The organism is Enterococcus eurekensis (genome assembly GCF_042654605.1).
GTDB lineage: Bacteria > Bacillota > Bacilli > Lactobacillales > Enterococcaceae > Enterococcus_I > Enterococcus_I eurekensis.
Map to the genome: position 1 here is coordinate 111,618 of NZ_JBHSGT010000043.1, position 26,739 is coordinate 138,356.

At 38.5% G+C, this 26,739-nt stretch carries 26 protein-coding genes and 1 pseudogene; 22 read left to right on the top strand and 5 right to left on the bottom strand.

Annotation, left to right across the window (positions count from 1 at the left end):
• The first annotated feature begins 195 nt into the window (after nucleotides 1-195).
• Complete coding sequence (gene tet(M), locus ACFO3L_RS07090) at nucleotides 196-2,115, top strand: tetracycline resistance ribosomal protection protein Tet(M) (RefSeq protein ID WP_379965233.1); 1,920 nt, start codon at nucleotides 196-198, stop codon at nucleotides 2,113-2,115.
• A 100-nt stretch (nucleotides 2,116-2,215) separates the two neighbouring features.
• Nucleotides 2,216-2,400 (top strand): annotated as a pseudogene (locus tag ACFO3L_RS07095) (cysteine-rich KTR domain-containing protein).
• Between the two features lie 59 nt (nucleotides 2,401-2,459).
• Here ACFO3L_RS07095 and ACFO3L_RS07100 read toward each other — a convergent pair.
• Nucleotides 2,460-2,813, bottom strand: a complete 354-nt coding sequence (locus ACFO3L_RS07100) for a helix-turn-helix domain-containing protein (protein WP_379965236.1) — start codon at nucleotides 2,811-2,813, stop codon at nucleotides 2,460-2,462.
• 531 nt (nucleotides 2,814-3,344) lie between these two features.
• Here ACFO3L_RS07100 and ACFO3L_RS07105 point away from each other — a divergent pair.
• The 4 genes from ACFO3L_RS07105 (at nucleotide 3,345) to ACFO3L_RS07120 (ending at nucleotide 5,911) form a co-directional block, all read left to right on the top strand.
• Entirely contained in the window at nucleotides 3,345-3,767 is a 423-nt protein-coding gene (locus ACFO3L_RS07105; RefSeq protein WP_000804878.1) for an RNA polymerase sigma factor, read from the top strand.
• Complete coding sequence (locus ACFO3L_RS07110) at nucleotides 3,764-3,994, top strand: helix-turn-helix domain-containing protein (protein ID WP_000845144.1); 231 nt, start codon at nucleotides 3,764-3,766, stop codon at nucleotides 3,992-3,994. Before ACFO3L_RS07105 ends, ACFO3L_RS07110 begins: the two co-directional genes overlap by 4 nt.
• 496 nt (nucleotides 3,995-4,490) lie before the next feature.
• The gene (locus tag ACFO3L_RS07115) at nucleotides 4,491-4,691 is read left to right on the top strand and encodes a DUF3173 family protein (RefSeq protein ID WP_000633907.1); all 201 of its coding nucleotides are present in this window, start codon (nucleotides 4,491-4,493) and stop codon (nucleotides 4,689-4,691) included.
• A gap of 26 nt (nucleotides 4,692-4,717) precedes the next feature.
• On the top strand, nucleotides 4,718-5,911 hold the full coding sequence (locus tag ACFO3L_RS07120) for a site-specific integrase (RefSeq protein ID WP_000237797.1): 1,194 nt from the start codon (nucleotides 4,718-4,720) through the stop codon (nucleotides 5,909-5,911).
• Between the two features lie 67 nt (nucleotides 5,912-5,978).
• Here ACFO3L_RS07120 and guaA read toward each other — a convergent pair whose 3' ends face one another.
• Together guaA and coaA are read right to left on the bottom strand one after the other, a co-directional pair.
• Entirely contained in the window at nucleotides 5,979-7,544 is a 1,566-nt protein-coding gene (gene guaA / locus ACFO3L_RS07125; RefSeq protein WP_379965244.1) for a glutamine-hydrolyzing GMP synthase, read from the bottom strand.
• 114 nt (nucleotides 7,545-7,658) lie between these two features.
• Nucleotides 7,659-8,579: a type I pantothenate kinase gene (gene coaA / locus ACFO3L_RS07130; protein ID WP_379965247.1), complete on the bottom strand. Its 921-nt coding sequence runs from the start codon at nucleotides 8,577-8,579 to the stop codon at nucleotides 7,659-7,661.
• Nucleotides 8,580-8,735: 156 nt separating this feature from the next.
• Between coaA and ACFO3L_RS07135 the strand changes: the two genes are divergently transcribed.
• The 13 genes from ACFO3L_RS07135 (at nucleotide 8,736) to ACFO3L_RS07195 (ending at nucleotide 21,526) form a co-directional block, all read left to right on the top strand.
• Nucleotides 8,736-9,341, top strand: a complete 606-nt coding sequence (locus ACFO3L_RS07135) for a class I SAM-dependent methyltransferase (protein WP_379965250.1) — start codon at nucleotides 8,736-8,738, stop codon at nucleotides 9,339-9,341.
• 17 nt (nucleotides 9,342-9,358) lie between these two features.
• Entirely contained in the window at nucleotides 9,359-10,372 is a 1,014-nt protein-coding gene (locus ACFO3L_RS07140; protein WP_379965253.1) for a LacI family DNA-binding transcriptional regulator, read from the top strand.
• A gap of 172 nt (nucleotides 10,373-10,544) precedes the next feature.
• Nucleotides 10,545-11,846 (top strand): pyrimidine-nucleoside phosphorylase, encoded by a 1,302-nt coding sequence (locus tag ACFO3L_RS07145; protein WP_379965256.1) that lies wholly within the window; start codon nucleotides 10,545-10,547, stop codon nucleotides 11,844-11,846.
• A 14-nt stretch (nucleotides 11,847-11,860) separates the two neighbouring features.
• Entirely contained in the window at nucleotides 11,861-12,523 is a 663-nt protein-coding gene (gene deoC / locus ACFO3L_RS07150; protein ID WP_379965259.1) for a deoxyribose-phosphate aldolase, read from the top strand.
• Nucleotides 12,510-12,944, top strand: coding sequence for a cytidine deaminase (locus ACFO3L_RS07155; protein ID WP_379965262.1), 435 nt, complete (start codon nucleotides 12,510-12,512; stop codon nucleotides 12,942-12,944). Before deoC ends, ACFO3L_RS07155 begins: the two co-directional genes overlap by 14 nt.
• Before the next feature lie 224 nt (nucleotides 12,945-13,168).
• Nucleotides 13,169-14,263 carry a BMP family lipoprotein gene (locus ACFO3L_RS07160; RefSeq protein WP_379965265.1) on the top strand — a complete coding sequence of 365 codons (1,095 nt, stop codon included), beginning with the start codon at nucleotides 13,169-13,171 and terminating at the stop codon, nucleotides 14,261-14,263.
• 232 nt (nucleotides 14,264-14,495) lie between these two features.
• Nucleotides 14,496-16,034 carry an ABC transporter ATP-binding protein gene (locus ACFO3L_RS07165; RefSeq protein ID WP_379965467.1) on the top strand — a complete coding sequence of 513 codons (1,539 nt, stop codon included), beginning with the start codon at nucleotides 14,496-14,498 and terminating at the stop codon, nucleotides 16,032-16,034.
• Nucleotides 16,027-17,172, top strand: a complete 1,146-nt coding sequence (locus ACFO3L_RS07170) for an ABC transporter permease (RefSeq protein ID WP_379965268.1) — start codon at nucleotides 16,027-16,029, stop codon at nucleotides 17,170-17,172. Before ACFO3L_RS07165 ends, ACFO3L_RS07170 begins: the two co-directional genes overlap by 8 nt.
• The gene (locus ACFO3L_RS07175; RefSeq protein WP_379965271.1) at nucleotides 17,172-18,128 is read left to right on the top strand and encodes an ABC transporter permease; all 957 of its coding nucleotides are present in this window, start codon (nucleotides 17,172-17,174) and stop codon (nucleotides 18,126-18,128) included. Before ACFO3L_RS07170 ends, ACFO3L_RS07175 begins: the two co-directional genes overlap by 1 nt.
• 95 nt (nucleotides 18,129-18,223) lie before the next feature.
• Nucleotides 18,224-19,390 (top strand): phosphopentomutase, encoded by a 1,167-nt coding sequence (gene deoB, locus ACFO3L_RS07180; protein WP_379965274.1) that lies wholly within the window; start codon nucleotides 18,224-18,226, stop codon nucleotides 19,388-19,390.
• Nucleotides 19,391-19,408: 18 nt separating this feature from the next.
• Nucleotides 19,409-20,224 carry a purine-nucleoside phosphorylase gene (locus ACFO3L_RS07185; protein ID WP_379965277.1) on the top strand — a complete coding sequence of 272 codons (816 nt, stop codon included), beginning with the start codon at nucleotides 19,409-19,411 and terminating at the stop codon, nucleotides 20,222-20,224.
• Between the two features lie 40 nt (nucleotides 20,225-20,264).
• Complete coding sequence (deoD, locus tag ACFO3L_RS07190) at nucleotides 20,265-20,969, top strand: purine-nucleoside phosphorylase (RefSeq protein ID WP_379965280.1); 705 nt, start codon at nucleotides 20,265-20,267, stop codon at nucleotides 20,967-20,969.
• A 392-nt stretch (nucleotides 20,970-21,361) separates the two neighbouring features.
• Nucleotides 21,362-21,526: a hypothetical protein gene (locus ACFO3L_RS07195; protein WP_379965283.1), complete on the top strand. Its 165-nt coding sequence runs from the start codon at nucleotides 21,362-21,364 to the stop codon at nucleotides 21,524-21,526.
• A gap of 158 nt (nucleotides 21,527-21,684) precedes the next feature.
• On the opposite strand, the gene gpmA is transcribed toward ACFO3L_RS07195, so the two are convergent.
• Both gpmA and rpiA read right to left on the bottom strand, forming a co-directional pair.
• A complete protein-coding gene (gene gpmA, locus ACFO3L_RS07200) occupies nucleotides 21,685-22,353 on the bottom strand; it encodes a 2,3-diphosphoglycerate-dependent phosphoglycerate mutase (RefSeq protein WP_379965286.1) in 669 nt (222 codons plus the stop codon).
• 209 nt (nucleotides 22,354-22,562) lie between these two features.
• The gene (gene rpiA, locus ACFO3L_RS07205) at nucleotides 22,563-23,240 is read right to left on the bottom strand and encodes a ribose-5-phosphate isomerase RpiA (RefSeq protein WP_379965289.1); all 678 of its coding nucleotides are present in this window, start codon (nucleotides 23,238-23,240) and stop codon (nucleotides 22,563-22,565) included.
• 313 nt (nucleotides 23,241-23,553) lie between these two features.
• Between rpiA and rpsL the strand changes: the two genes are divergently transcribed.
• From rpsL to fusA, 3 genes are all read left to right on the top strand, one after another.
• A complete protein-coding gene (gene rpsL / locus ACFO3L_RS07210; protein ID WP_188366943.1) occupies nucleotides 23,554-23,967 on the top strand; it encodes a 30S ribosomal protein S12 in 414 nt (137 codons plus the stop codon).
• A 61-nt stretch (nucleotides 23,968-24,028) separates the two neighbouring features.
• Nucleotides 24,029-24,499 carry a 30S ribosomal protein S7 gene (gene rpsG, locus ACFO3L_RS07215; protein ID WP_379965292.1) on the top strand — a complete coding sequence of 157 codons (471 nt, stop codon included), beginning with the start codon at nucleotides 24,029-24,031 and terminating at the stop codon, nucleotides 24,497-24,499.
• Nucleotides 24,500-24,578: 79 nt separating this feature from the next.
• On the top strand, nucleotides 24,579-26,666 hold the full coding sequence (gene fusA / locus ACFO3L_RS07220) for an elongation factor G (protein ID WP_379965295.1): 2,088 nt from the start codon (nucleotides 24,579-24,581) through the stop codon (nucleotides 26,664-26,666).
• Nucleotides 26,667-26,739 lie beyond the last annotated feature (73 nt).

Genomic DNA, 26,739 nt, shown 5'->3' on the forward strand with positions numbered 1-26,739 from the left:
AATTGGAGATTCCTTTACAAATATGCTCTTACGTACTATTATTTAAGTGACTATTTAAAAGGAGTTAATAAATATGCGGCAAGGTATTCTTAAATAAACTGTCAATTTGATAGCGGGAACAAATAATTAGATGTCCTTTTTTAGGAGGGCTTAGTTTTTTATGCCCTTTTGGGTTTTTGAATGGAGGAAAATCACATGAAAATTATTAATATTGGAGTTTTAGCTCATGTTGATGCAGGAAAAACTACCTTAACAGAAAGCTTATTATATAACAGTGGAGCGATTACAGAATTAGGAAGCGTGGACAAAGGTACAACGAGGACGGATAATACGCTTTTAGAACGTCAGAGAGGAATTACAGTTCAGACAGGAATAACCTCTTTTCAGTGGGAAAATACGAAGGTGAACATCATAGACACGCCAGGACATATGGATTTCTTAGCAGAAGTATATCGTTCATTATCAGTTTTAGATGGGGCAATTCTACTGATTTCTGCAAAAGATGGCGTACAAGCACAAACTCGTATATTATTTCATGCACTTAGGAAAATGGGGATTCCCACAATCTTTTTTATCAATAAGATTGACCAAAATGGAATTGATTTATCAACGGTTTATCAGGATATTAAAGAGAAACTTTCTGCCGAAATTGTAATCAAACAGAAGGTAGAACTGTATCCTAATATGTGTGTGACGAACTTTACCGAATCTGAACAATGGGATACGGTAATAGAGGGAAACGATGACCTTTTAGAGAAATATATGTCCGGTAAATCATTAGAAGCATTGGAACTCGAACAAGAGGAAAGCATAAGATTTCAGAATTGTTCTCTGTTCCCTCTTTATCATGGAAGTGCAAAAAGTAATATAGGGATTGATAACCTTATAGAAGTTATTACTAATAAATTTTATTCATCAACACATCGAGGTCCGTCTGAACTTTGCGGAAATGTTTTCAAAATTGAATATACAAAAAAAAGACAACGTCTTGCATATATACGCCTTTATAGTGGAGTACTACATTTACGAGATTCGGTTAGAGTATCAGAAAAAGAAAAAATAAAAGTTACAGAAATGTATACTTCAATAAATGGTGAATTATGTAAGATTGATAGAGCTTATTCTGGAGAAATTGTTATTTTGCAAAATGAGTTTTTGAAGTTAAATAGTGTTCTTGGAGATACAAAACTATTGCCACAGAGAAAAAAGATTGAAAATCCGCACCCTCTACTACAAACAACTGTTGAACCGAGTAAACCTGAACAGAGAGAAATGTTGCTTGATGCCCTTTTGGAAATCTCAGATAGTGATCCGCTTCTACGATATTACGTGGATTCTACGACACATGAAATTATACTTTCTTTCTTAGGGAAAGTACAAATGGAAGTGATTAGTGCACTGTTGCAAGAAAAGTATCATGTGGAGATAGAACTAAAAGAGCCTACAGTCATTTATATGGAGAGACCGTTAAAAAATGCAGAATATACCATTCACATCGAAGTGCCGCCAAATCCTTTCTGGGCTTCCATTGGTTTATCTGTATCACCGCTTCCGTTGGGAAGTGGAATGCAGTATGAGAGCTCGGTTTCTCTTGGATACTTAAATCAATCATTTCAAAATGCAGTTATGGAGGGGATACGCTATGGCTGTGAACAAGGATTGTATGGTTGGAATGTGACGGACTGTAAAATCTGTTTTAAGTATGGCTTATACTATAGCCCTGTTAGTACCCCAGCAGATTTTCGGATGCTTGCTCCTATTGTATTGGAACAAGTCTTAAAAAAAGCTGGAACAGAATTGTTAGAGCCATATCTTAGTTTTAAAATTTATGCGCCACAGGAATATCTTTCACGAGCATACAACGATGCTCCTAAATATTGTGCGAACATCGTAGACACTCAATTGAAAAATAATGAGGTCATTCTTAGTGGAGAAATCCCTGCTCGGTGTATTCAAGAATATCGTAGTGATTTAACTTTCTTTACAAATGGACGTAGTGTTTGTTTAACAGAGTTAAAAGGGTACCATGTTACTACCGGTGAACCTGTTTGCCAGCCCCGTCGTCCAAATAGTCGGATAGATAAAGTACGATATATGTTCAATAAAATAACTTAGTGTATTTTATGTTGTTATATAAATATGGTTTCTTGTTAAATAAGATGAAATATTTTTTAATAAAGATTTGAATTAAAGTGTAAAGGAGGAGATAGTTATTATAAACTACAAGTGGATATTGTGTCCTGTATGTGGAAATAAAACACGATTAAAGATAAGGGAAGATACTGAATTAAAAAATTCCCCCTCTATTGTCCGAAATGCAGACAAGAAAATTTAATTGAAATAAAGCAGTTCAAAGTAACTGTGATTACAGAGCCAGACGCAAAGACGCAGAGCCGATAAAATGAGATTAATACAATCTCATTTTATCGGCTCTTTCCGTTATGTATGGATTCTTTTAATTAGTCTTCGATGTTTCTTGCTTCGTTGATACCGCTGGCTAAAGATTCCATTAAGGATAGTTCTTTGTCTGTAAAGCTATCCATGTATTTTTCTATCTGTAGCCTTCGAGTGCTTTTTATCAAATTATCTGTAGGTAAGAAAAATTCATCAATAGACACATGGAGTAATGATACAAGATCATAAAGCACCTGTGTACTTGGGTGTTGCCCTTTATTTTCTATATTTGTTAAATAACGTGGGTCAATTTCAATGATTGTTCCTACTTGTTCACGGGTGAGACCACGTTTTATTCGAGCCTCTTTAATCGCTAGACCAACGGCTCTAAAATCGTATTTATCTTCTTTTTTACGCATAATAAACCACCTCTATACATTTTACTGTTCCTATCCAAGTGGAAACAGGTATAGAAAAACGTGTTATGTAGTTTGTGAGTTCTTTTAAGAGCGCTATTATGCTTATGAATGTGATAAATCCAATCTCAAATAGAAAGGTCGCTGATTTTATTTACCCATACAACTATATAAAATTTAGTTATGCTGCTAAAAAGTAGATAAAATTGGCGACTGAATGGAGGTCACAGTCGCCATGAAAAAGATACGTCACTATCTAATTCTCTTAATTAGGTTCTTATCAAAAAAACTTACCCACCTACACTAGATAAATATGACCATCAATGTGGTTTTACAAATCGTATAGACAGAACAATTGAAGCACATGAACAGAGAAAACAATCTGTTTATGTGTTTTTTTGGCTACTTCGTGAATATCTTTTAAGATTTTTCTTCACTTATGCAACAAATCCCCCTTTCGTGTCGGGACTTAGTATGAAGGGAGATAAAGAAGTACATGCCACTCCCTTTCACGACAGAAAGGGGGTGAAAAACATGAAACCATCTTCTTTTCAAGAAACCATAGAAAATCAGTTTGACTATATCTGCAAACAAGCCATTGAAGATGAACGGAAAGATTATTTCAAACATCTAAGCAGACTGTCCAAAAAAGAAGTTTCATTTTCTGAAATAGATAACTACCTTGTCACCTCTTTTTCTACGGTTGATACGTATGTCACTGATTTTCAACTATTCACATTGTATGGATTAAGAATCAATGTTGAAAGTGATTTGTTAAGCGAAGCCTTACGCCACCTTCCAGAGAACAAGCGGAACATCATTTTACTTCATTATTTTATGGATATGAGTGATGTGGAAATTGCAGAATTACTAAATGTAAATCGTTCAACAGTTTATCGTCATCGAATAAGTGGACTAGCCATGATTAAAGAATTCATGAAGGAGTGTAAAGAATGAAAACAGCCTATCCAAGGGTTCCCTTCCCCCTCATTGTAAAGGCGACAGATGGCGACGTGGAAGCAATTAATCAGATTGTTAAACATTATCGAGGGTATACCTCAAAACGTTCTTTGCGTCGCATGACAGACGAATATGGCAATTCTCATATGGTTATTGATGAAACCCTACGTGGCAGAATGGAAACAAAACTCATCACCAAGATTTTAGCGTTCGAAATTAAATAATCTCATTTTTTCGTGGAAGCGTGTTGAACCGTTCCACGCTTCCCGATTTGGGAGGTTTGTTATTCCATCAAAGCCTACTGTATGTTCAGTATGTTTTGATAGGCTAACAAGCCAAACGTTCTTTGACAATTGAATAAAGCCAATCGAATACGTTTCGATAAGAAAAGAGCCAACGAACTAACACGCCATGACCTACAAAATTAGTGAGCGATTCATGTTAGTAATTCGAAAGTAATCTTTAGCAGGATTGCTGCCATGACTTTCTTATCGTGATAATGATACTCCCGTATAGCCATAGTCCGAGCGTTAGAAGCGTCACAGGCAATGGGTACGGCTACATGAGAACCATGCAGAAGTGAAATTCCTGTGAGCTTTGCTAGAGCTGTTCGATTGCTAAGATATTCTTCTCTTGTCAGTGTATTATTATAAAACTATTTGATATAATTATAGGTGAATATTGGAGTTTTCCTAGCCTATAATTGGGAAAGGAGTAATAATGATAACGGTCACAAAAAAGGATTTAGTTGAGCTAGGATATGGAACTTCTTTTTCAGCAGACATCATAAAAAAAGCAAAAGAATTGATGATTACAAAAGGGCATATCTACTATCAATCTCGAAAGCTAGATAGAGTCCCTCGTGAAGCTGTTGAAGAAATTCTAGGAATTCGGTTTTCAAATGAAAACAGGTCTGAGTAGTTTTTGCACAGTAAGGAGTAAAAACTATGGTTAAAGACCCAATAAAAAAAGCAAAGAATGGAACCTATTATTTTCGTGCAAATCTAGGTTATGATTCTAAAGGGAAAAAAATTCAAAAATATCGTAGTGGATTCACTACTAAAAAAGAAGCAAGAGAAGAATATTCGAAACTGCTATTGATGAAACCAGAAGAATTAAGTGAGAATAAGGATAAAATGACGTTTAAACATTATATCTTTGAAATTTTCCTTCCATGGTATAAGACACAGGTAAAGCTCAGAACATATGAAAATCGCTTACCAACTATTAAGAAGCATTTCTCTTATTTTGATAAAATGGCTGTTTCCGATATTGAGCCTATTGATGTGCAAAATTGGCAACTAAAATTATCAAAGAAGTGTAAGTCTTCTTATGTAAGAGCTGTTCAAGGACTATTTTCAGTTGCTATGGATCGAGCAATTGTCCTTGGGATAACCACCACAAATCCATCTAAGATTATTGGCAATGTGAAAAAGCAAAAGTCTAAAATTGAATTTTGGACAAAAGAAGAATTTGAAAAAGTAATCTCTCTAATTTACAAAGAAGATTACTATCAACACTTTTTATTTATCTCTCTGTGGTTTTTATTTATGACTGGAATGCGAATTGGTGAAGCTACTGCCATTCAATGGGAAGATATTGATTTTGACTCAGGAGTACTAACCATCAACAAAACACTCTATTACAAGAATCAATCGAATTATAGATTTGTTGAACCAAAAACAAAGGCGAGCGTTCGTCATATTGTATTAGATAAATGCACATTAACTTATTTATCCGAATGGAAGGAAGTACAACAAAATCTAATTCAGACAGACTTTGTAATGAGCTATAACGGTATTCCTACCCAAAAACATACACTATCATATGCTATTGAACGCTATGCTAAGCTGGCTGGTATCCATCGAATCAGAATCCATGGGTTACGGCATTCTCATGCTTCCTTGTTAATCAGTATGGGAGAAAATCCACTTATCATTAAAGATCGTCTAGGACACGAAGATATTGAGACGACTTTAGGAACGTATGGACATCTTTATCCTAACAGTAATTTCGAGGTAGCTAACAAATTAAATGGAGCCATTTCCTTTAAAGAAGCAAAACAAAATTATGATACTTCACCAAAGAATCAATTTACTGTAGACTACTTGCGAAACAAAGAAATGAAAAAAGTGCAATAAAAGTGCAGTAAAAAGATAAGAAGAGCCAGAAACCCTTGGTATAAGAGGATTTCTAGCTCTCCTACAACTACTCCCACTCAACTGTTGCTGGTGGTTTGCTCGTAATATCGTACACGATTCTATTTACGTGTGCGACTTCGTTTACGATACGTACTGATATTTTTTGTAAAACATCCCATGGGATACGTGCGAAGTCTGCGGTCATACCGTCAACTGAAGTGATCGCGCGGATCCCTACAGTGTAGTCATATGTACGGCCATCGCCCATAACACCAACACTGCGGATGCCTGGTAAAACGGTGAAATATTGCCAAATGTCGCGGTCTAGACCAGCTAATTTGATTTCTTCACGTAAGATGGCATCAGATTCGCGAACGATTTCTAATTTTTCTTCAGTGATTTCACCAAGGACACGTACGCCTAAGCCTGGTCCTGGGAATGGTTGGCGCCAAACGATTGAGTCAGGCATGCCAAGTTCAGTACCAACAGCACGAACTTCATCTTTAAATAATGTATTCAATGGTTCGATTAATTCGAATTCCATATCTTCTGGTAAACCACCAACATTATGGTGAGATTTAATTGTTTGAGCAGTTTCTGTACCAGACTCGATGACGTCAGTATATAACGTACCTTGAGCTAAGAAGCTGACTTTTTGTTCGCCGGCAATTTTGCCTGCTTCGTCATCAAATAAATAAACGAATTCGTTACCGATGATTTTACGTTTTTTCTCAGGATCGCTTACGCCAGCTAATTTGCTTAAGAAGCGTTCTTTTGCGTCAACGCGAATGATATTTAGGCCGAATTTTCCACCTAACATTTCCATTACTTCATCGCCTTCGTTTTTACGCATTAAACCGTGGTCAACGAAGATACATGTTAATTGATCGCCGATTGCTTTTTGTAAAAGAACCCCAACAACACTTGAATCCACGCCGCCTGAAAGGCCAAGTAAGACTTTTTTGTCGCCAACTTGTTGACGGATTTTTGCGATTTCAATTTCAATAAAGCTACCCATTGTCCAGTCACCTGCACAACCTGCAATATCAAAAGCGAAAGTTTTTAAGATATCCGTACCGTGTTCAGAGTGTAATACTTCTGGATGGAATTGAACGCCGTAAATGTGACGGGCTGGGTCTTGCATTGCTGCGATTGGGCAATCTTTACTTGTTGCTACAACTTCAAAACCAGCAGGAACTTCTGTTACTAAATCGCCATGGCTCATCCAAACAGTTTGATCCTTTGGTGTTTTTGTAAATAGTGCAGCATTATCGATTGCAATGTTAAGTTCGGCTTTACCGTATTCTTTATTAGCTGCTGCTTCGACTTTTCCGCCAAATTCATCGGTAATTAATTGCATACCGTAGCAAATACCTAAAACGGGGATACCTAAGTTTAAAATTTCTGGATCAATACGGAAAGCATTGTCCTCATATACACTGTTTGGTCCACCGGAAAGGATGATTCCTTTAGGATTGATTGCTTTGACTTCTTCAGCTGTGATGCGGTGGCTTAGTAACTCAGAAAACACACCGAATTCACGGATGCGACGAGTAATAAGTTGGTTGTATTGACTACCATAATCAAGAACGATGATTTTCTCAACGTTCGGCATAATGTCAACGTTTGTCACGGTGAACGACCTCTATTCTTTAAAATTTAATGAAAAAGCGAACTTTTTCGAAATGAATCTCCTGTCCTATCATAATAAAATTATTTTCATTTGGCAATTATTAATCATCATATATTAGTGTTTTCTTAGAGAAATCTGGTCAACAATATGGCTTTCTTGCTTATGTAAGATTACATCAGCCCGCCCACGTGTCGGTAAAATGAATTCTTCTAAGTTTTTTAAGTTGACGTTTTTCCAAATGGTCCGTGACATGGCCAAGGCTTTTTGACGGTCACCAATCGCATACTTATAATAATAGTTTTTCGGATCCAAAAAGGCTGTATCGAGAAGGGATTCAAAACGCTCTAAATACCATTTTTCGATTAAATCAGGTTCAGCGTCAATGAAAATGGAAAAATCAAAGAAATCGCTGACATAAATTTGTTCGTTAGCGGGTAATTGTAGCGTATTGATTCCCTCGACGATTAAAATGTCTGGTTGTTCTAACTTTTCGACTTCACCAGGTACAATATCGTAAATTTGATGGGAATAAATTGGAATTTCAACATCTTTACCAGTTTTGACTTCATTCAGCGTTTGAATTAAACGTTGCATATCGTAACTTTCAGGGAAGCCCTTTCGGTTCATAATTTTTCGTTCCTCTAAGACCGCATTTGGATATAAAAAACCGTCCGTCGTGATTAGCTGGACATTGCGTCTTGAAAACAATCGGGAAAGCAATTCTTGGAGTAAGCGCGCAACCGTGCTTTTTCCAACAGCGACACTTCCAGCAATCCCTATAATAAATGGTGGTACTTTGACATAGCGATGCAAAAAGAGTCCTTTACTCAAAGTTAATGACTCAAACTCTTTCATATAGAGATGAATCAAATGCGTAAGTGGGATATAAATATCTTCTACGTCTTGAACTGAAATTTGGTCATTCAGACTTTTGATGCTATCGAGTTCTTTTTGGGTCAAGGGCATATGCTCTTTCGTATAAAAACTTTGCCATTCCGACCGGGGGATTTCATAGTAGTTCATGCTTTCCTTCATTTTTTCTAAGGAGCCTCCTTAATTAACTTTAAGGATTATTTTATCATAAAAAGATGAATTAAATCATAAAAATGCACAAGGGTTAAAAAAGATGGTTTACAAGTAGTTAAAATTCGTTATGATTAAGGAAACACTCTAATTAAAGGAAGAAAACAGATGACAAATCATTATTATAGTAAGACACCAGACACGGCGCATGAATACGCGCATTGGGATTTTGAATTGAAAGGCAAGACGTTTCGTTTCACGACAGATAGTAATGTGTTTTCAAAAACAACGGTCGACTACGGCTCTCGAGTTTTAATTGATGCATTTGATGACACGGATTTGCCAGACGGGCCACTCCTTGATTTGGGCTGTGGCTATGGTCCAATAGGTTTGTCGTTAGCTTATGCGACGAATCGTTTTGTTGAAATGGTTGATGTCAATGAGCGTGCTTTGGAATTGGCACAAAAAAATGCCGTTCAAAATAAGATTGAAAATGTCGATATTCATTCATCATATATTTATGAAACCTTAAATAAAACGGCTTATGCCGGAATTTTAAGCAATCCACCAATCCGAGCAGGTAAACAAGTGGTCCACGAAATTTTAGAAAAAGCCGCTCCGTTATTGTTACCAGGTGGCACATTAACAATTGTCATTCAAAAGAAACAAGGCGCACCAAGTGCCCAAAAGAAAATGTTTGAAACTTTTGGTAACGCAGAAATCATCTTAAAGGACCGCGGGTACTATATTATTCAGAGCATTAAAGAAGCATAAGAATTGAGGGGAAATCAATGAAAAAGACGATTCGCCAGATTGCTGAAATGGCGGGGGTTTCTGTGACGACGGTCTCACAGATTTTAAATAACAAAGGGAGCCGTTTTAGTGAGGAGACGCGGAAACGGGTGTTAGATATTGTGAACGAACATCAATATCGTCCGGACTATTTTGCGTCGAACTTAATCAATCGTCACTCCAAAACGATTGGGATGATTGTGCCCGATGTGACCGATTTCTTCTTCTCAAAAATGGTTGAAGGGGTCGAAAAGTACTTAAATCCGTTAGGCTACATGTTGATTTTATGTAACTCACAACAAAGTTTAGATAAAGAAATTCAATTGTTGCAAGATTTGAATCACCGATCGGTTGATGGCGTCCTTTTAGCAACGCCGAACTTATTACCCGAAGAATATGCGTATGGGCATGATTTTTATCGTCGCATGCCTTTAATCTTAATTGATCGTGGAATTAACCAACGGGATACGGGACGCTTGATTATTAAAGAATATGAAGGAGCTTACCAGGCTGTTCATTATTTTACCAAACAAGGGCATAAACATATTGCGATGCTAAAAGAAAATGGCACGTATTATCAATTGCAAGAACGTTTTAACGCTTATCGTCATGCACTAAAAGATGCGGGGATACCCTTTAAAAAACAATACGTAGCAGTCGGTGATTTAACGATTGAAGGTGGCTATCAAATGGCTAAGGAAGTTTTGACGCATCCGGAGATTACAGCGATTTTTTGTAGCAACGACGCGGTGGCGATTGGTTGCTATCGAGCGCTTTATGAAGCAGGTAAGAAAGTTCCGGAAGATATTTCGGTTATTGGCTTTGATGGTTTACCCTTTACGCCATCGTTGACACCTGCGCTATCGACCGTCAGTCAGCCCATTTTTGACATTGGTTTTACAGCGGCTAAGTTCATTGTTGACGCGATTGAGTTTCCAGAGCGGCGCATTCCAAATAAAATTTTTGAAACTAAATTAATAATTCGTGAGAGTGTGAAAAATAACACAAAATAAAATAATATTTTTAAATACGAGAAAAGCGGTTGACAATCGAATCCAATCAATGTATATTTTGTTTGGAAGGGTTTTCAACCTTTTTGTTTTTTAAGTAAACTGTTTTACTAAAGTGGTTTACCTATTTTTGAAATTCTGTATAATGAATGAGATGAGGAAGAGAGGTTCGATTATGCGCACAGTAGATTTAATCGAAAAAAAACGCGATGGTGGTCAATTAACACAACGAGAGATTGATTGGTTAATTACAGGATATACGAACGATCAAATCCCCGATTACCAAATGAGCGCCTTTATGATGGCGGTTTATTTTCAAGATATGACCGATGAAGAAATTACAGCAATGACCTTAGCAATGGCCAATTCTGGCGAGGTAATTGATTTGTCTTCAATTAATGGAATTAAAGTCGACAAACATTCAACTGGCGGTGTCGGTGATACGACAACTTTAATTTTAGCACCGCTTGTAGCGAGTGTGGGCGTGCCAGTTGCTAAAATGTCAGGACGCGGATTGGGATATACGGGTGGTACACTGGATAAGCTTGAAGCAATTCCTGGTTTTAAAATTGAAGTTCCAGAAGAAGAATTTATTCGTTTAGTAAATGAAAATCAAGTGGCCGTAATTGGTCAATCAGGCAATTTAGCGCCTGCTGATAAAAAGCTATACGCGTTACGTGATGTGACGGCAACCGTGAATTCGATTCCTTTGATTGCCAGTTCGATTATGAGTAAGAAGATTGCGGCAGGAGCCGATGCAATTGTTTTAGATGTGACAACAGGCGACGGTGCATTTATGAAGAATCCAGAAGATGCACGTCGCTTAGCAAAAACGATGGTTCGTATTGGGAAACTAGCCAACCGTCAAACAATGGCTGTCATTTCAGATATGTCGCAACCTCTAGGCGAAGCAATTGGTAATAGTTTAGAAGTGGTGGAAGCAATTGAAACCTTGCAAGGAAACGGTCCGGCAGATTTAGTAGAAATGTGTTACGTTTTGGGAAGTCAAATGGTTGTTTTAGCGAAAAAAGCAGACACGATTGAACAAGCACGTCAAATGTTAGAAGAATCGCTACGTTCAGGTAAAGCCTTTGATAAGTTTAAAGAAATGATTGCCAGTCAAGGAGGCGATGTTTCTTATATTGAGCAACCTGAAAAATTACTAACGGCCCAACATGAAATTCCGTTAGTTGCTGAAGTAAATGGTGTTGTAACGAAATTAGTTGCCAATGAAATTGGGATTGCAGCGATGATGTTAGGTGCAGGTCGCAAAACGAAGGAAGATGCGATTGATTATGCAGTTGGTTTAAAACTACATAAGAAAATTGGGGATTCGGTTGCAGCAGGCGAAGCGATTTTAACGATTTATAGTAATACCGAAGATGTTGCAGAAGTAACCGCATTATTAAAAGAAAATATTGCAATTGGAGAAGTTGGCGTTGAACCACCATTAATCCATGAAATGATTATAGAATAGGAAGTGGCAATGAAATGAATTTGAACCGCATGATGGACCATACCATTTTAAAACCAGAGACGACTAAAGAAGGCGTCATGAAAATTATTAATGAAGCAAAAGAACATCACTTTTACTCTGTATGTGTCAACCCCACGTGGGTTGCGCTAGCGGCAGAAGAATTGAAAACATCACCAACATCGGTTTGCACAGTAATTGGTTTTCCTCTAGGAGCGAACACCACTGCAACCAAAGCTTTTGAGGCAACGGATGCTATTGAAAACGGTGCAGATGAAATTGATATGGTTATCAATATTGGTGCTTTAAAATCAGGTGATGATGCATTCGTTCAACAAGATATCGAAGCTGTTGTAGCAGCTGCTAAAGATCGTGCGTTAGTTAAAGTAATTATCGAAACAGCATTACTAACCAATGACGAAATTGTCCGTGCCTGCGAATTAGCCAAAGCAGCTGGTGCAGACTTTGTTAAGACCTCAACTGGTTTTTCAACCGGTGGAGCAACAGTTGATGATGTGCGCTTAATGCGTACAACCGTTGGACCTGAAATGGGAGTTAAAGCTTCAGGGGGGATTCATGACGAAGCACAAGCACGTGCATTGATTGAAGCAGGTGCCAGTCGATTAGGCACAAGTGCCAGTGTGGCAATTATTTCTGGATCGACAGGTGTCGGTTACTAAGGAGGCGGTTTTTAAAATGGGAGAAGCAAAAAAAGAATGGCTAGATGTTGCAGTCTCAGCACTTGATAAAGCCTATGTACCTTATTCTCGTTTTCCAGTAGGAGCGTGTCTCGTAACCAAAGAAGGTAAAGTCTATCAAGGTTTAAATATTGAAAATGCCTCTTATGGTTTAAGCAATTGTGCGGAAAGAACGGCCTTTTTCAAAGCAGTCTCAGAAGGCGAACGTGATTTTCAACATCTAGTGATTGCTGGACATACACCAGAACCGATTTCTCCGTGTGGTGCTTGTCGTCAAGTAATGGTGGAATTCTGTGAACCGACGATGCCTGTAACGTTGCTTGGTGATGATGGTGTCATGATGGAAACAACGATTGAGCAGCTCTTGCCGTATTCGTTTAATAATAAGGATTTACCTGGATAAACAGACTAGCGATTGCTTGTTAAAAATCTAGCAGAATGGACAGGTTTTAATTCGTCAAATCAAAGAAAATTCGCTATACTAAATGAAATAGTAAGTGAACTTAGCAAGTGAAAATTAGCTGTTTTACAACTCCTTGAGCAATTTTGCAAGAGGACTTTAATTTGTTCAACTGGCCATTAAAGGCTTTTGAAAATAAAAACTATTTAGTAGGGGGCTTTACAGAAATGAAAAAAGCAAAATTATTCGGTTTTGGCGCGATCGCAATGGCAAGCGCACTTGTTTTAGCGGCGTGTGGCGGCGGTACAGATGGATCTAAAGGTTCTGAAGAATCAGCAGCAGGTAGCGAACCAACAACAGAAATTGCAACAGCAGCATTAATTACGGATACTGGTGGGGTTGATGACCGTTCATTTAACCAATCAGCATGGGAAGGCTTAAAAGCTTGGGGCGAAGCAAACAATGTTGAAGAAGGTACAAGTGGTTACAAATATTTCCAATCTCAAAACGAAGCAGACTACATTCCAAATATTGACCAAGCATTAAATGCAGGTTTCAAAACGATTTTTGGTATCGGGTATAAACTACAACCAGCGGTAGCAGAACAAGCAGGCTTAAACCCTGACGTTAACTTTGCGATCATCGATGATGTTGTTGAAGGCGATAACGTTGTATCAGCAACATTTAAAGACCATGAAGCAGCTTACTTAGCAGGTATCGCAGCAGCTTATTCAACTGAAACAAACAAAGTTGGATTCGTTGGTGGGGTTAAAGGTCAAGTAATCGATCGTTTCGAAGCTGGATTCGTTGCCGGTGTTGAAGCTGGAGCAAAAGAATTAGGTAAAGAAGTAAAAGTTGAAGTTCAATACGCAGGCGATTTCAGTGCACCAGATAAAGGTCGTACAATTGCTCAAGGTATGTACGGACAAGATGCAGACATTATTTACCATGCATCAGGCGAAACCGGAAATGGCGTTTTCCAAGAAGCAAAAGCAATTAACGAAACAGGCGACAAAAAAGTTTGGGTTATCGGTGTTGACCGTGACCAATCAGACGAAGGCGGCTACAAATTAGATGGCGAAGATTTAAACTTTACTTTAACTTCAACAACTAAAGGTGTTGGAACAGTTGTTCAAGATTTAGCTCAAAAAGCAGTTGAAGGTAAATTCCCTGGCGGCGAGCACACTGTTTATGGTTTGAAAGAAGAAGGTGTTGGCCTAACAGATGGTCAATTATCAGCTGAAGCTTTAGCAGCAGTTAATGCAGCAAAAGACAAAATCATTGCAGGCGAACTTGAAGTTCCAGAAGCACCAGCAGCATAATATTAATTTAATATTTGAAAGATAAATGGTGAGAGAAGAAAGACCTGAACGCAAAATTCAAATAAGACTTTCGCGCGAGGGTCTTTTTTCTCTCAATTAAGGATTTTATGTGAAAATCTTTAATTGAGAGAAAAAAGCAAGTACTCTCTAATTTGTTGCTATTATTTTAGAAACGAGTTATTTATAAAAAAAGGAAGTGAGCATTGTGACGGAAGAACAATTTGTCATCGAGATGCGGGATATTACCAAAAGTTTTGGTACCTTTAAAGCAAACGATCAAATTAACTTGCAATTGAAAAAAGGCGAAATTCATGCGCTACTTGGTGAAAACGGTGCAGGAAAATCAACGTTAATGAATGTCTTATCAGGATTGTTAGAGCCAACTTCAGGCGAAATTTTGATGGGTGGCGAAGTTGTAAAAATTTCCAGTCCAACGAAAGCAAGTCAACTTGGAATTGGAATGGTTCACCAACATTTTATGTTAGTGGATGCTTTTACCGTGACAGAAAATATTATTTTAGGAAATGAGCCAGGGCGTTTGGGCATGTTAGATCGTCGTCAAGCACGTGAAGAAATTTTACGTGTCTCTAACCAATACGGTCTACAAGTAAATCCAGATGCTTATGTACGTGACATTTCAGTTGGGATGCAGCAGCGGGTTGAGATTTTAAAAATGCTATACCGTGGCGCAGATATCTTAATTTTTGACGAACCAACGGCTGTTTTAACGCCTCAAGAAATTGATGAATTAGCAAAAATTATGCAAGGTCTTGTTCAAGAAGGCAAATCAATTATTTTGATTACGCACAAATTAGATGAGATTAAAGCGGTGGCAGACCGTTGTACGGTTATTCGTCGTGGTAAAGGGATTGGCACAGTGAATGTGAACGAAGTTAATTCCCAACAATTAGCGGATATGATGGTTGGACGTTCCGTTTCATTTAAAACGGATAAAAAAGCAGCAGACCCTCAAGAAGTGGTATTGGCTATTGATAATTTAGTAGTTAAAGAAAATCGTGGACTGGATGCTGTTAAAGGTTTAAGTTTAGAAGTTCGTGCAGGTGAAGTTTTAGGGATTGCCGGAATTGACGGTAATGGTCAATCAGAGTTAATTCAAGCTTTAACCGGTTTACGTAAAGTTGAAAGTGGCGAAATTGTTTTGAATGACGAAAAAATCACGAATTTACGCCCACGTAAGATAACAGAAGCTGGTGTTTCGCATGTCCCAGAAGATCGTCATAAATACGGGTTGGTTTTAGAAATGTCCGTGGCAGAAAACATTGCACTTCAAACATATTACAAAGAACCGCTAAGTCACTTTGGTGTCTTGAACTACAACGAAATCAATTATCATGCGCGTGATTTAATTCAAGAATTTGACGTTCGTACAGTCAATGAACTTGTACCTGCTAAATCATTATCGGGTGGTAACCAACAAAAAGCGATTATTGCACGTGAAATTAGTCGCGATCCGGAATTGCTAATTGTAGCAAATCCAACTCGTGGTTTAGACGTTGGGGCAATTGAATTCATTCATAAACGTATCATCGAACAACGCGATAAATTCAAAGCCGTGTTGCTTGTGAGTTTTGAATTAGAAGAAATTCTAAATGTCTCTGACCGAATTGCCGTAATTCATGATGGTAAAATTGTTGGGGTCGTTAATGCGAATGAAACCTCTGAACAAGAACTTGGTTTGCTAATGGCAGGCTCTTCATTAGAAAAAGCACGTCAAGAATTAGAACAACAGGAGGTGACGGAGAATGCGTAGTCACACTGAAAAAATCCGGAATATTTTGATTCCGGTGATATCCGTTGTATTAGGATTATTGTTAGGTGCCTTATTGATGTTAGCCTTTGGTTACAATCCAATTTCAGGTTATGCTTGGATGTTGGATGCATCATTAGGTAGTACGCGGGGAATTGGTGAAACATTGCGTCAAGCAACACCGTTAATTTTTACCGCACTTGGCTTCTCAGTTGCTAACTCGGCTGGATTCTTCAATATCGGTTTATCTGGTCAAGCGTTAAGCGGTTGGGTAGCAAGTATCTGGATTGCATTAGCTTTTCCGGATATGCCAAGAATGTTGATGTTACCATTAGCAATCTTAGTCGGTGCATCAGCAGGAGCGATTGCCGCAGCGATACCAGGTTTCCTCCGTGCTTTCTTTGGTACGAGTGAAGTGATTGTAACGATTATGATGAACTATATTTTATTATATTTAAGTACCTTCATGTTACAAAATGGAATGCCAGAATCCATGCGTAACAACTTAGATGCCTCAAAACCGATTGCGGAAAATGCAACAATGCGAATCCCGTGGTTAACGCAATTTTTTGGTGGGTCACGTGTTAGCGGTGGGTTATTCTTAGCATTAATCATGTTACTTGTCGTTTGGTTCTTAATGAAGAAAACAACATTAGGTTATGAGATTCGTTCCGTTGGTTTGAATCCATTTGCTTCGGAATATGCGGGGATGAGCAGTCGCCGGACAATCGTGATGTCAATGGTGATTTCAGGCGCACTTGCTGGTTTAGGCGGCGTTGTAGAAGGGTTAGGAACTTATCAAAACTTCTTCGTACAAACAGGATCGCTTGCTATTGGGTTTGACGGAATGGCCGTTTCACTCCTTGGTTCTGGAACGTCAATCGGAATCTTGTTATCTGCTCTACTCTTTAGTATTTTAAAAATTGGTGGTTTGGGTATGCAAACAGGGGCCAATATTCCGTTTGAAATTGTTAACGTATCGATTGCATTAATTATTTTCTTCGTGGGAATCAATTATATCGTACGCGTAGCAGTGAATAAACTAATCCCTGTTCGTAAAGACGAAGGTATTGAAGCTGTCGTCTTAATGGAAACAGCTCTAGAGCCGAATGAAGAAAAAGCGGAAGGAGGCGAAGGCTAATGTCAGTCGTTGGAACTATTGCTTTAATCGTGCTTGCAACACTTACATACTCAACGCCCTTGATTTTAACCGCATTAGGTGGTACTTTTTCTGAACGTAGTGGAGTCGTTAACGTTGGTTTAGAAGGAATCATGGTTATGGGAGCCTTTAGTGCGGTTGTCTTTAACTTGGAGATGGCAGATAAGTTTGGTTCGTGGACACCTTGGATTGCGATTTTAGTCGGTGGAGTTGTTGGATTACTTTTCTCAATTATCCATGCGGTCGCAACCATTACGTTCCGTGCCGATCACATTATCAGTGGTACGGTTGTCAACTTGATGGCACCAGCTTTAGGCGTTTTCTTAATTAAAGCTTGGTACGGTAAAGGTCAAACAGATAATATCGTTTATAACTTAGGATATTACTCTTTTCCAGGTTTAGAAAAAATTCCTGTTATCGGTCAAATTTTCTTTAAAAATACCTTTTTACCAGCATACCTAGCGATTTTAATTGCAGTTGTTGCATGGTTTGTCTTATTTAAAACACGCTTTGGTTTACGTTTACGTTCAGTTGGTGAAAACCCGCAAGCAGCGGATACTTTAGGAATCAATGTTTATAAATTCCGTTATGCCGGTGTCTTAATCTCAGGTTTACTTGGTGGTTTAGGTGGCGCGGTCTTTGCACAATCAATTTCTGGGAACTTCTCAGTGGGTACGATTGTTGGTCAAGGATTTATCTCGATGGCAGCAATGATCTTTGGTAAATGGAATCCATTAGGTGCGATGGGTGCGGCTTTATTCTTTGGTTTTGCTCAAAGTTTAAGTATCATCGGTGCACAGTTACCGTTTATTTCATCCGTACCGCCAATCTTATTACAAATTGCTCCATACTTAATGACGATTATCGTCTTAGTAGCTTTCCTTGGAAAAGCTTCAGGTCCGAAAGCAAATGGTCGTAACTACATTAAATCAAAATAAGCTTTTGCAAAAGGGTGGGATTAAGGGAGAATATCGCTTTAATCTGCCCTTTTGTGTACAATAAGAATATAGAATAAAAGAAAGAAGGAAATCAAATGTTTAAACGTGTACATTTAATCGTCATGGATTCAGTTGGGATTGGTGAGGCACCGGATGCGGCGCAATTTAATGATGTGGGTTCAGATACTTTAGGACACATCGCGGAAGTTGCTGGTTTGAATATCCCGAATCTTGAAGCATTGGGTCTAGGAAGTATTCGTCCTTTAAAAGGCGTTGAAAATCGTCAAGATCATCAAGGCTATGCCACGAAATTAGAAGAAATCTCTGTTGGAAAAGATACAATGACTGGCCATTGGGAAATTATGGGTCTTAATATCCAAACGCCTTTTAGAGTTTTCCCAGAAGGTTTTCCAGAAGAACTTTTGAAAAAAATTGAAGATTTCTCAGGTCGTAAAATTGTTTGTAACTTGCCTTATTCAGGCACACAAGTATTAGATGATTACGGTGCGCACCAAATGGAAACCGGCGATTTAATCATTTATACGTCAGCCGACCCGGTATTACAAATTGCGGCTCACGAAGAAATCATTCCGTTAGAAGAGTTGTATCGTATTTGTGAGTATGTGCGTGAAATTACGAAAGACGATCCATACATGATCGGCCGTATCATTGCGCGTCCTTACTTGGGAGAACCAGGTAATTTCAAACGAACAAGTAACCGCCACGATTACGCACTTGATCCATTTGGTAAAACCGTTTTAGACTCATTAAAAGAAAACAATAAAGATGTGATTGCGGTTGGTAAAATTAATGATATCTTTAATGGTCAAGGAATGACTGATTTCGTTCGTACAAAAGACAATATGGATGGTGTCGATCAATTACTAAACGTGATGAACAAAGAATTTACTGGCTTAAGCTTTACCAACTTAGTCGACTTTGATGCTTTATACGGTCACCGTCGCGATGTCGAAGGTTATGCCAAAGCAATTGAAGACTTCGATCAACGCATACCTGAAATTTTGGCAGCGTTAGAAGAAGACGATTTATTAATCATTACAGCTGATCATGGAAATGACCCAACGTTCCCAGGAACCGACCATACTCGTGAGTACGTACCGATGCTTGTTTTTAGCAAAAAATTCGAACAAGCAGGCAGTTTACCACAAGGGCATTTTGCTGATATTTCAGCGACGATTGCAGAAAACTTCGGTGTTCCTGCAACTGAAAATGGCGAGAGTTTCTTAGCGCTTTTAAAATAAAAGGAGGATATATCAACAATGACATTAACGAATAAATTACAAGATACGGTTCAATTTATGAAAGATAAAGGTGTTGCTGATGTTGAATTTGGTTTGATTTTAGGTTCAGGCTTAGGTGAATTAGCAGAAGAAATTGAAAACGCGATTGTGATCCCTTACGATGAAATCCCACATTTCCCAGTTTCAACAGTGGTTGGACATGCAGGTCAATTAGTTTATGGCACGCTTTCAGGTAAAAAAGTTTTAGCTTTACAAGGACGCTTCCATTACTATGAAGGCCATTCAATGCAAACGGTGACGTACCCAGTGCGTGTGATGAAAGCTTTAGAAGCACATTCAGTCATCGTAACGAATGCATGTGGGGGCGTAAATACAACTTTCACACCAGGTGATTTAATGCTAATTACGGATCAAATTAACTTCATGGGTGACAATCCATTAATCGGTGCTAATGAAGAAGAAATGGGTCCGCGTTTCCCAGATATGAGTGAAGCTTATACATTAAGTTATCGTGAAGTAGCGAAAAAAATCGCTGAAGATAAAGGTTTGCATTTAAAAGAGGGTGTTTACATGGGATTCTCTGGTCCGACATATGAAACACCAGCAGAAATTCGTTTCGCTCGCACAATTGGCGCCGATGCAGTGGGGATGTCAACTGTTCCTGAAGTCATCGTTGCAGCACATAGCGGCTTAAAAGTTTTAGGGATTTCATGTATTACAAACTTAGCAGCTGGCATGCAAAAAAACTTAAACCACGCAGAAGTTGTTGAAACAACTGAACGAGTAAAAGTTGAATTTAAATCATTAGTCAAAGAAACATTAGCTGCATTATAATTGCACGATTGTGTAAACTATCAAGGAGGAATAAAAAAGAATGAGTGTTCATATCGAAGCTAAACCAGGCGAAATCGCTGATAAAATTTTATTACCAGGAGATCCATTGCGGGCGAAATATATCGCCGAAACATTTTTAGAAAACCCAGTTTGCTATAACAATGTCCGTGGCATGTTAGGTTATACAGGTACTTATAAAGGTGAACGTGTTTCTGTTCAAGGAACAGGGATGGGAATGCCATCAGCTTCTATTTATATCAATGAATTAATTCAATCATATGATGTGAAACGATTAATTCGTGTAGGAACATGTGGCGCGTTATCGACGGATGTTCACGTCCGTGATTTAGTTATCGCTCAAGGTGCGGTTACCACAACAGGTATTATCAAGCGTAACTTCCCTTATTTTGATTTTGCACCAATTGCAGATTTTCATTTGATGAAGAATGCTTATGATATTGCGGTTGAACGTGGCGTAACTACACACGTCGGTAATATCTTATCAGAAGATAGCTTCTATAAAGATTATACAAAAGAAACACTAGAATTAGCGAAATATGGCGTTAAAGGTGTGGAAATGGAAGCCGCAGTTTTATACTACCTCGGCGCAAAATTCAATGTGGAAACTCTAGCAATCTGTACAGTCAGCGACCATATCATCACAGGAGAAGAAACAACTTCTGAAGAACGCCAAACAAGCTTTAACGAAATGATCGAAATCGGCCTAGAAACCGCGATTAAATAAAGAGGTTGTAAGTGAAGCGTTTAATGATGAGCGATAAGCAAAGGATTTTTTGAAAGTGTTTTTTACTTTCAAAAAAATCCTGGCTTATCGCCGAGTCATTGATTCAGTTATACCGTTTAAAAAGAGGCTATAAAAATATCGTTCAGCTACGAGTAATAAGCACCCATCTGGAAAGAAAATGGCACTTTCATTTTTTTCCAGATGGCTTATTACCGAGTAGCTGATATTTTTATGCCGTTTCAAAAGAGGTTGTTAAAAGAGTGGTCAGCGACAAGAGATAAGAACGCATTAGAAAAAATCGCTTTTTGATTTTCTTCTAGTGTGAACTTATCTCCGCAGTCGCTACTCTTTTCACACCGTTTCAAAAGAGGTTGTTGCTTTGGGGCGTTTAGATGCGAGTGATAGTGAAGCCGATGGGAAAATCGTTTTTTGATTTTATCCATAGGAAGAGCTATCACCGAGCATTTGCCCCAACAACACCGTTTCAAAAAGAGGTTGTTGCTTTGGGGTGTTTAGATGCGAGTGATAGTGAAGCCGATGGGAAAATCGTTTTTTGATTTTATCCATAGGAAGAGCTATCACCGAGCATTTGCCCCAACAGCACCGTTTCAAAAAGAGGTTGTTGCTTTGGGGCGCTCAGATACCCCCAACAGCAGCTCCAAAATAAAAAAGTAAGTACGTGAGTTTTTTTCTCTCGTACTTACTTTTTCTTCTATTATAGGTAGTATTTTGTTAATACGTTCAACTGATCATCCATTTCATAAACGAGAGGAATACCGGTTGGGATTTCTAAATCCATAATATCGGCATCTGAAATGCCTTCGATATGTTTAACGAGTGCTCGAATGGAGTTGCCATGTGCAGCAACTAAGACGGTTTTGTGATCAAGTAATGCGGGTGCGATTTCATCTTGCCAAAATGGCAGAGCGCGTTCTAATGTAATTTTTAAATTTTCACCTTTTGGAATATCTCTGGGCGCTAAGTTTTGATAACGACGGTCCGGTTTTTCCTCAGAAAGTGGCGGTAAGACGTCATAGGAACGACGCCAAATATGGACTTGTTCATCACCATATTTATCACGCGTATCTTGTTTGTTTAACCCTTGTAGCGCGCCATAATGTCTTTCGTTTAGACGCCATGTTTTAATTTGAGGGACCCACAGTTGCTCGCTACCTTCTAAAATGTAGTTACACGTTTTGATTGCCCGAGTTAAAACGGAAGTATAGGCGATATCAAATTCAATACCAGCATCTTTGATTTTTTTACCAGCTTCCTGAGCTTCTTTGATGCCTTCAGTCGCAAGATCGACATCAACCCAACCAGTAAATTGATTTAATTTGTTCCATTCGCTCAAACCATGTCGAGCAAAGACTAATTTTGACATTTGTAAAATTCCTCCTTTAATGAATGGTACTTAAATACTTGTTACTTTTAGGGTACACCCTTTTATTGAAAAAAACAATGGGAAGCCTTAACTTGTTCAAAAGAAATCGGACGAGGATTTGAGATACGTTTATAAGGACTTTATATGTTAGAAAAAGAAAGAAAAAAGCAACGAGTTTACCATAAAAGGTAGAATCGTTGCTTTTAAATTTAACGCTGTACGTCAATAACTTTCGGACCATCAGCATAACCAACAATCACAGTATTAACCATTGAATTAAACAGGCCGTGTTCAACAACACCAACCATTTGGTCGAGTTCCAGTGCCAAGGCAATTGGATCTTCAATGACATCTAATTGTAAGTCGATGATTGAATGTCCAGAGTCTGTTTTTTTTAAGGTGTCTTCATTTTCCATTCGGAAACTTGGATTGTATCCTTTTGTTTGGAATAAGTGGAAGAGTTGTTCTTGTCCATAAGGCACAACTTCAACCGGTAGTGGGAATTTCCCTAATTTTTCAACCATTTTTGATTCGTCGACAATCCAAATAACGGCTTTTGAATTGATGGCAACAATTTTTTCGAAAAGTAACGCTGCACCGCCACCTTTAATCCCGTGGAAATCGTGACTGATTTCATCGGCGCCATCAATGGTTAAATCAACATGCGTCACCTCGTCAATATCTTTGATCACAATCCCTAATTTTTCTGCTTGTTCTTTTGAAGCAAAAGAAGTGGGGACACCAACAATATCTAAACCTTCTTCTTTTACACGACGACCAAGTTCTTCAATCATATAATATGCCGTTGAACCAGTCCCGAGACCAACTGTCATTCCATCTTTAACATAGCTTGCGGCTTTGAGGCCAACCATCTCTTTCAAATTCAATTCCATTCCCACCTTTAACTGATCGTAATTCTCTTTCATTATATAGGGATTTGACTTAAAAGAATAGCGTAAATAAAAAAGGAATGAAAAGTATCGATTTTTTAAAAAATAAAACGGGAAAATGATTGACTCGCATGTTAAAACGTGATATGATTTCGAAGGTGCTTATATACAGGTCTTTTAAAGACGTGCTGACTGTGAAAAGTACAATCGAAAATGAATGCATGAAATTGCATTATTTTTTATCGCATGAAAAGAACCACCTGGATGTGTGGGTCTATAATAGCGAATTAAGGAAGGAGGAATACAAGGAATGCCTACAATTAACCAATTAGTACGTAAACCTCGTAAATCTCAGGCGGATAAATCAAATTCACCTGCATTGAACAAAGGATATAACAGTTTCAAGAAAATTCACACAAACGTGAACTCACCTCAAAAACGTGGGGTAGCAACTCGTGTGGGAACAATGACACCAAGAAAACCTAACTCGGCGTTACGTAAATATGCGCGTGTTCGTTTATCTAACTTAATTGAAGTTACAGCTTATATCCCAGGGATTGGCCATAACTTACAAGAGCACAGTGTTGTCTTATTACGCGGAGGACGTGTAAAAGATTTGGCTGGAGTACGTTACCACATCGTTCGTGGTGCTTTAGATACTGCGGGAGTTAACGACCGTAAACAATCTCGTTCTAAATACGGAACGAAACGTCCTAAAGCTTAAGAACAACTATTGAAATTAAACGAAACACAAAAACATATTATACGTAAAGGAGGAGTTATGGATGCCTCGTAAGGGACCAATTACAAAACGCGATGTTTTGCCAGATCCAATTTATAACTCGAAAGTAGTAACACGTTTAATTAACCGTATTATGATTGACGGTAAGCGTGGAGTTGCAGCAAACATCATCTACAACTCATTTGAAATTATTAAAGAAACAACAGGTAACGATCCATTGGAAGTTTTCGAACAAGCAATGAAAAACGTTATGCCTGTTTTAGAAGTAAAAGCTCGTCGTGTAGGGGGTTCTAACTATCAAGTACCAGTTGAAGTTCGCCCTGAACGTCGTACAACTTTAGGTCTTCGTTGGATGGTTAACTACGCGCGTTTGCGTGGAGAGCACACAATGGAAGAGCGCTTAGCAAAAGAAATCATGGATGCAGCTAACAATACTGGTGCTTCAGTTAAGAAACGTGAAGACACGCATAAAATGGCTGACGCTAACCGTGCATTTGCTCACTATCGTTGGTAAGATCCTCCCTACTTTTTTAAGAAGTAGAAAGATTGCAACTTTAGCATAAAGTAAATATTTGAGAGGAGAACAACCTAACATGGGAAGAGAATTTTCATTAGAAAACACTCGTAATATCGGTATCATGGCTCACGTTGACGCGGGTAAAACAACGACAACTGAGCGTATCTTATACTACACTGGTAAAATCCATAAACTTGGTGAAACCCACGAGGGAGCTTCACAAATGGACTGGATGGAGCAAGAACAAGAACGTGGAATTACTATCACATCTGCTGCTACAACAGCACAATGGAAAGGTAACCGCGTAAACATCATCGATACACCAGGACACGTGGATTTCACTATTGAAGTTCAACGTTCACTACGCGTACTTGATGGTGCAGTAACTGTTCTTGACTCACAATCAGGTGTAGAGCCTCAAACAGAAACTGTTTGGCGCCAAGCAACAGACTACGGAGTACCTCGTGCGGTATTCTGTAACAAAATGGATAAAACTGGTGCAGATTTCTTATATTCTGTATCAACTTTACATGATCGTTTGCAAGCAAACGCTCATCCAATCCAATTACCAATTGGTTCTGAAGACACATTTACTGGAATCATCGACCTAGTGAAAATGAAAGCCGAAATCTATACAAACGATTTAGGAACTGACATGATCGAAGAAGATATCCCAGCTGAATACTTAGAACAAGCAGAAGAATATCGTGAAAAATTAATCGAAGCAGTTGCTGATTTCGATGAAGATTTAATGATGAAATTCTTAGAGGGTGAAGAAATCGAAGAAGCTGAATTAAAAGCAGCAATCCGTAAAGCAACTTTAACAGTTGAATTCTTCCCTGTGCTATGTGGAACAGCTTTCAAAAACAAAGGTGTTCAATTATTATTAGATGCAGTTATCGATTACTTACCTGCGCCAACTGATGTACCGGCGATTAAAGGTGTGAATCCGAAAACTGACGAAGAAACTGAACGTGAGTCAACTGACGATGCGCCATTTTCTTCATTAGCATTTAAAGTTATGACTGATCCTTTCGTTGGTCGTTTAACATTCTTCCGCGTATACTCTGGAACATTAAGCTCTGGTTCATACGTATTGAATGCTTCAAAAGGCAAACGTGAGCGTGTTGGACGTATTCTACAAATGCATGCGAACTCTCGTGAAGAAATTCAAGAAGTTTACTCAGGAGATATCGCAGCTGCGGTTGGTTTGAAAGATACTACAACTGGTGACACTCTATGTGATGAGAAAAACCCAGTTATCTTAGAATCAATTGAATTCCCTGATCCAGTTATCGAAGTTGCTGTTGAGCCTAAATCAAAAGCTGACCAAGATAAAATGGGTGTGGCGTTACAAAAACTTGCTGAAGAAGATCCATCATTCCGCGTTACTTCAAACGCTGAAACTGGTGAAACTGTTATCGCAGGTATGGGTGAGCTTCACTTAGACGTGTTAGTTGACCGTATGCGCCGTGAATTCAAAGTAGAAGCTAACGTAGGTGCGCCTCAAGTATCTTACCGTGAAACGTTCCGCGCTTCTGCAGACGTTGAAGGTAAATTCGTTCGTCAATCGGGTGGTAAAGGTCAATTCGGTCACGTATGGATCCAATTCTCTCCGAACGAAGAAGGAGCAGGCTTCGAATTTGAAAACGCAATTGTCGGTGGTGTGGTTCCTCGTGAATACATCCCAGCAGTTGAAAAAGGTTTAATTGACTCTATGGAAAACGGTGTGTTAGCTGGTTATCCATTAGTAGATATTAAAGCTCGTCTATATGATGGTTCTTACCATGATGTCGATTCAAGTGAAACAGCATTCCGTGTCGCAGCATCATTAGCATTACGTGCTGCTGCTAAAAAAGCAAGCCCATCAATTCTTGAACCAATGATGAAAGTGACTATTACTGCCCCTGAGGATAACTTAGGAGACATTATGGGTCACGTAACAGCTCGTCGTGGACGCGTTGAGGGTATGGAAGCTCATGGTAATGCACAAATCGTTCATGCGATGATTCCATTATCAGAAATGTTTGGTTACGCAACAACTCTACGTTCTTCAACTCAAGGACGTGGAACATTCATGATGGTATTTGACCACTATGAAGACGTACCAAAATCAATTCAAGAAGAAATCATTAAGAAAAACGGCGGCAAAACCGACGAATAGTCTTTTTGATGAATGAAATTTTGCAAAGAGCTATGTTTTTTGTCGAATTTCGTGTACAATGTTAGCGATGATA

Excerpts from the sequence above, each read along its gene's own strand:
- rpsL (WP_188366943.1), top strand. The coding sequence starts at position 23,554 with ATGCCTACAATTAACCAATTAGTACGTAAACCTCGTAAATCTCAGGCG.
- ACFO3L_RS07170 (WP_379965268.1), top strand. The coding sequence starts at position 16,027 with ATGCGTAGTCACACTGAAAAAATCCGGAATATTTTGATTCCGGTGATA.
- ACFO3L_RS07135 (WP_379965250.1), top strand. The coding sequence starts at position 8,736 with ATGACAAATCATTATTATAGTAAGACACCAGACACGGCGCATGAATAC.
- ACFO3L_RS07140 (WP_379965253.1), top strand. The coding sequence starts at position 9,359 with ATGAAAAAGACGATTCGCCAGATTGCTGAAATGGCGGGGGTTTCTGTG.
- ACFO3L_RS07100 (WP_379965236.1), bottom strand. The coding sequence starts at position 2,813 with ATGCGTAAAAAAGAAGATAAATACGATTTTAGAGCCGTTGGTCTAGCG.
- gpmA (WP_379965286.1), bottom strand. The coding sequence starts at position 22,353 with ATGTCAAAATTAGTCTTTGCTCGACATGGTTTGAGCGAATGGAACAAA.
- deoB (WP_379965274.1), top strand. The coding sequence starts at position 18,224 with ATGTTTAAACGTGTACATTTAATCGTCATGGATTCAGTTGGGATTGGT.
- deoD (WP_379965280.1), top strand. The coding sequence starts at position 20,265 with ATGAGTGTTCATATCGAAGCTAAACCAGGCGAAATCGCTGATAAAATT.
- ACFO3L_RS07110 (WP_000845144.1), top strand. The coding sequence starts at position 3,764 with ATGAAAACAGCCTATCCAAGGGTTCCCTTCCCCCTCATTGTAAAGGCG.
- ACFO3L_RS07115 (WP_000633907.1), top strand. The coding sequence starts at position 4,491 with ATGATAACGGTCACAAAAAAGGATTTAGTTGAGCTAGGATATGGAACT.
- ACFO3L_RS07165 (WP_379965467.1), top strand. The coding sequence starts at position 14,496 with ATGCGGGATATTACCAAAAGTTTTGGTACCTTTAAAGCAAACGATCAA.
- ACFO3L_RS07175 (WP_379965271.1), top strand. The coding sequence starts at position 17,172 with ATGTCAGTCGTTGGAACTATTGCTTTAATCGTGCTTGCAACACTTACA.
- deoC (WP_379965259.1), top strand. The coding sequence starts at position 11,861 with ATGAATTTGAACCGCATGATGGACCATACCATTTTAAAACCAGAGACG.
- ACFO3L_RS07105 (WP_000804878.1), top strand. The coding sequence starts at position 3,345 with ATGAAACCATCTTCTTTTCAAGAAACCATAGAAAATCAGTTTGACTAT.
- ACFO3L_RS07195 (WP_379965283.1), top strand. The coding sequence starts at position 21,362 with ATGCGAGTGATAGTGAAGCCGATGGGAAAATCGTTTTTTGATTTTATC.
- ACFO3L_RS07145 (WP_379965256.1), top strand. The coding sequence starts at position 10,545 with ATGCGCACAGTAGATTTAATCGAAAAAAAACGCGATGGTGGTCAATTA.
- coaA (WP_379965247.1), bottom strand. The coding sequence starts at position 8,579 with ATGAAGGAAAGCATGAACTACTATGAAATCCCCCGGTCGGAATGGCAA.
- ACFO3L_RS07160 (WP_379965265.1), top strand. The coding sequence starts at position 13,169 with ATGAAAAAAGCAAAATTATTCGGTTTTGGCGCGATCGCAATGGCAAGC.
- ACFO3L_RS07185 (WP_379965277.1), top strand. The coding sequence starts at position 19,409 with ATGACATTAACGAATAAATTACAAGATACGGTTCAATTTATGAAAGAT.
- ACFO3L_RS07120 (WP_000237797.1), top strand. The coding sequence starts at position 4,718 with ATGGTTAAAGACCCAATAAAAAAAGCAAAGAATGGAACCTATTATTTT.
- fusA (WP_379965295.1), top strand. The coding sequence starts at position 24,579 with ATGGGAAGAGAATTTTCATTAGAAAACACTCGTAATATCGGTATCATG.
- rpsG (WP_379965292.1), top strand. The coding sequence starts at position 24,029 with ATGCCTCGTAAGGGACCAATTACAAAACGCGATGTTTTGCCAGATCCA.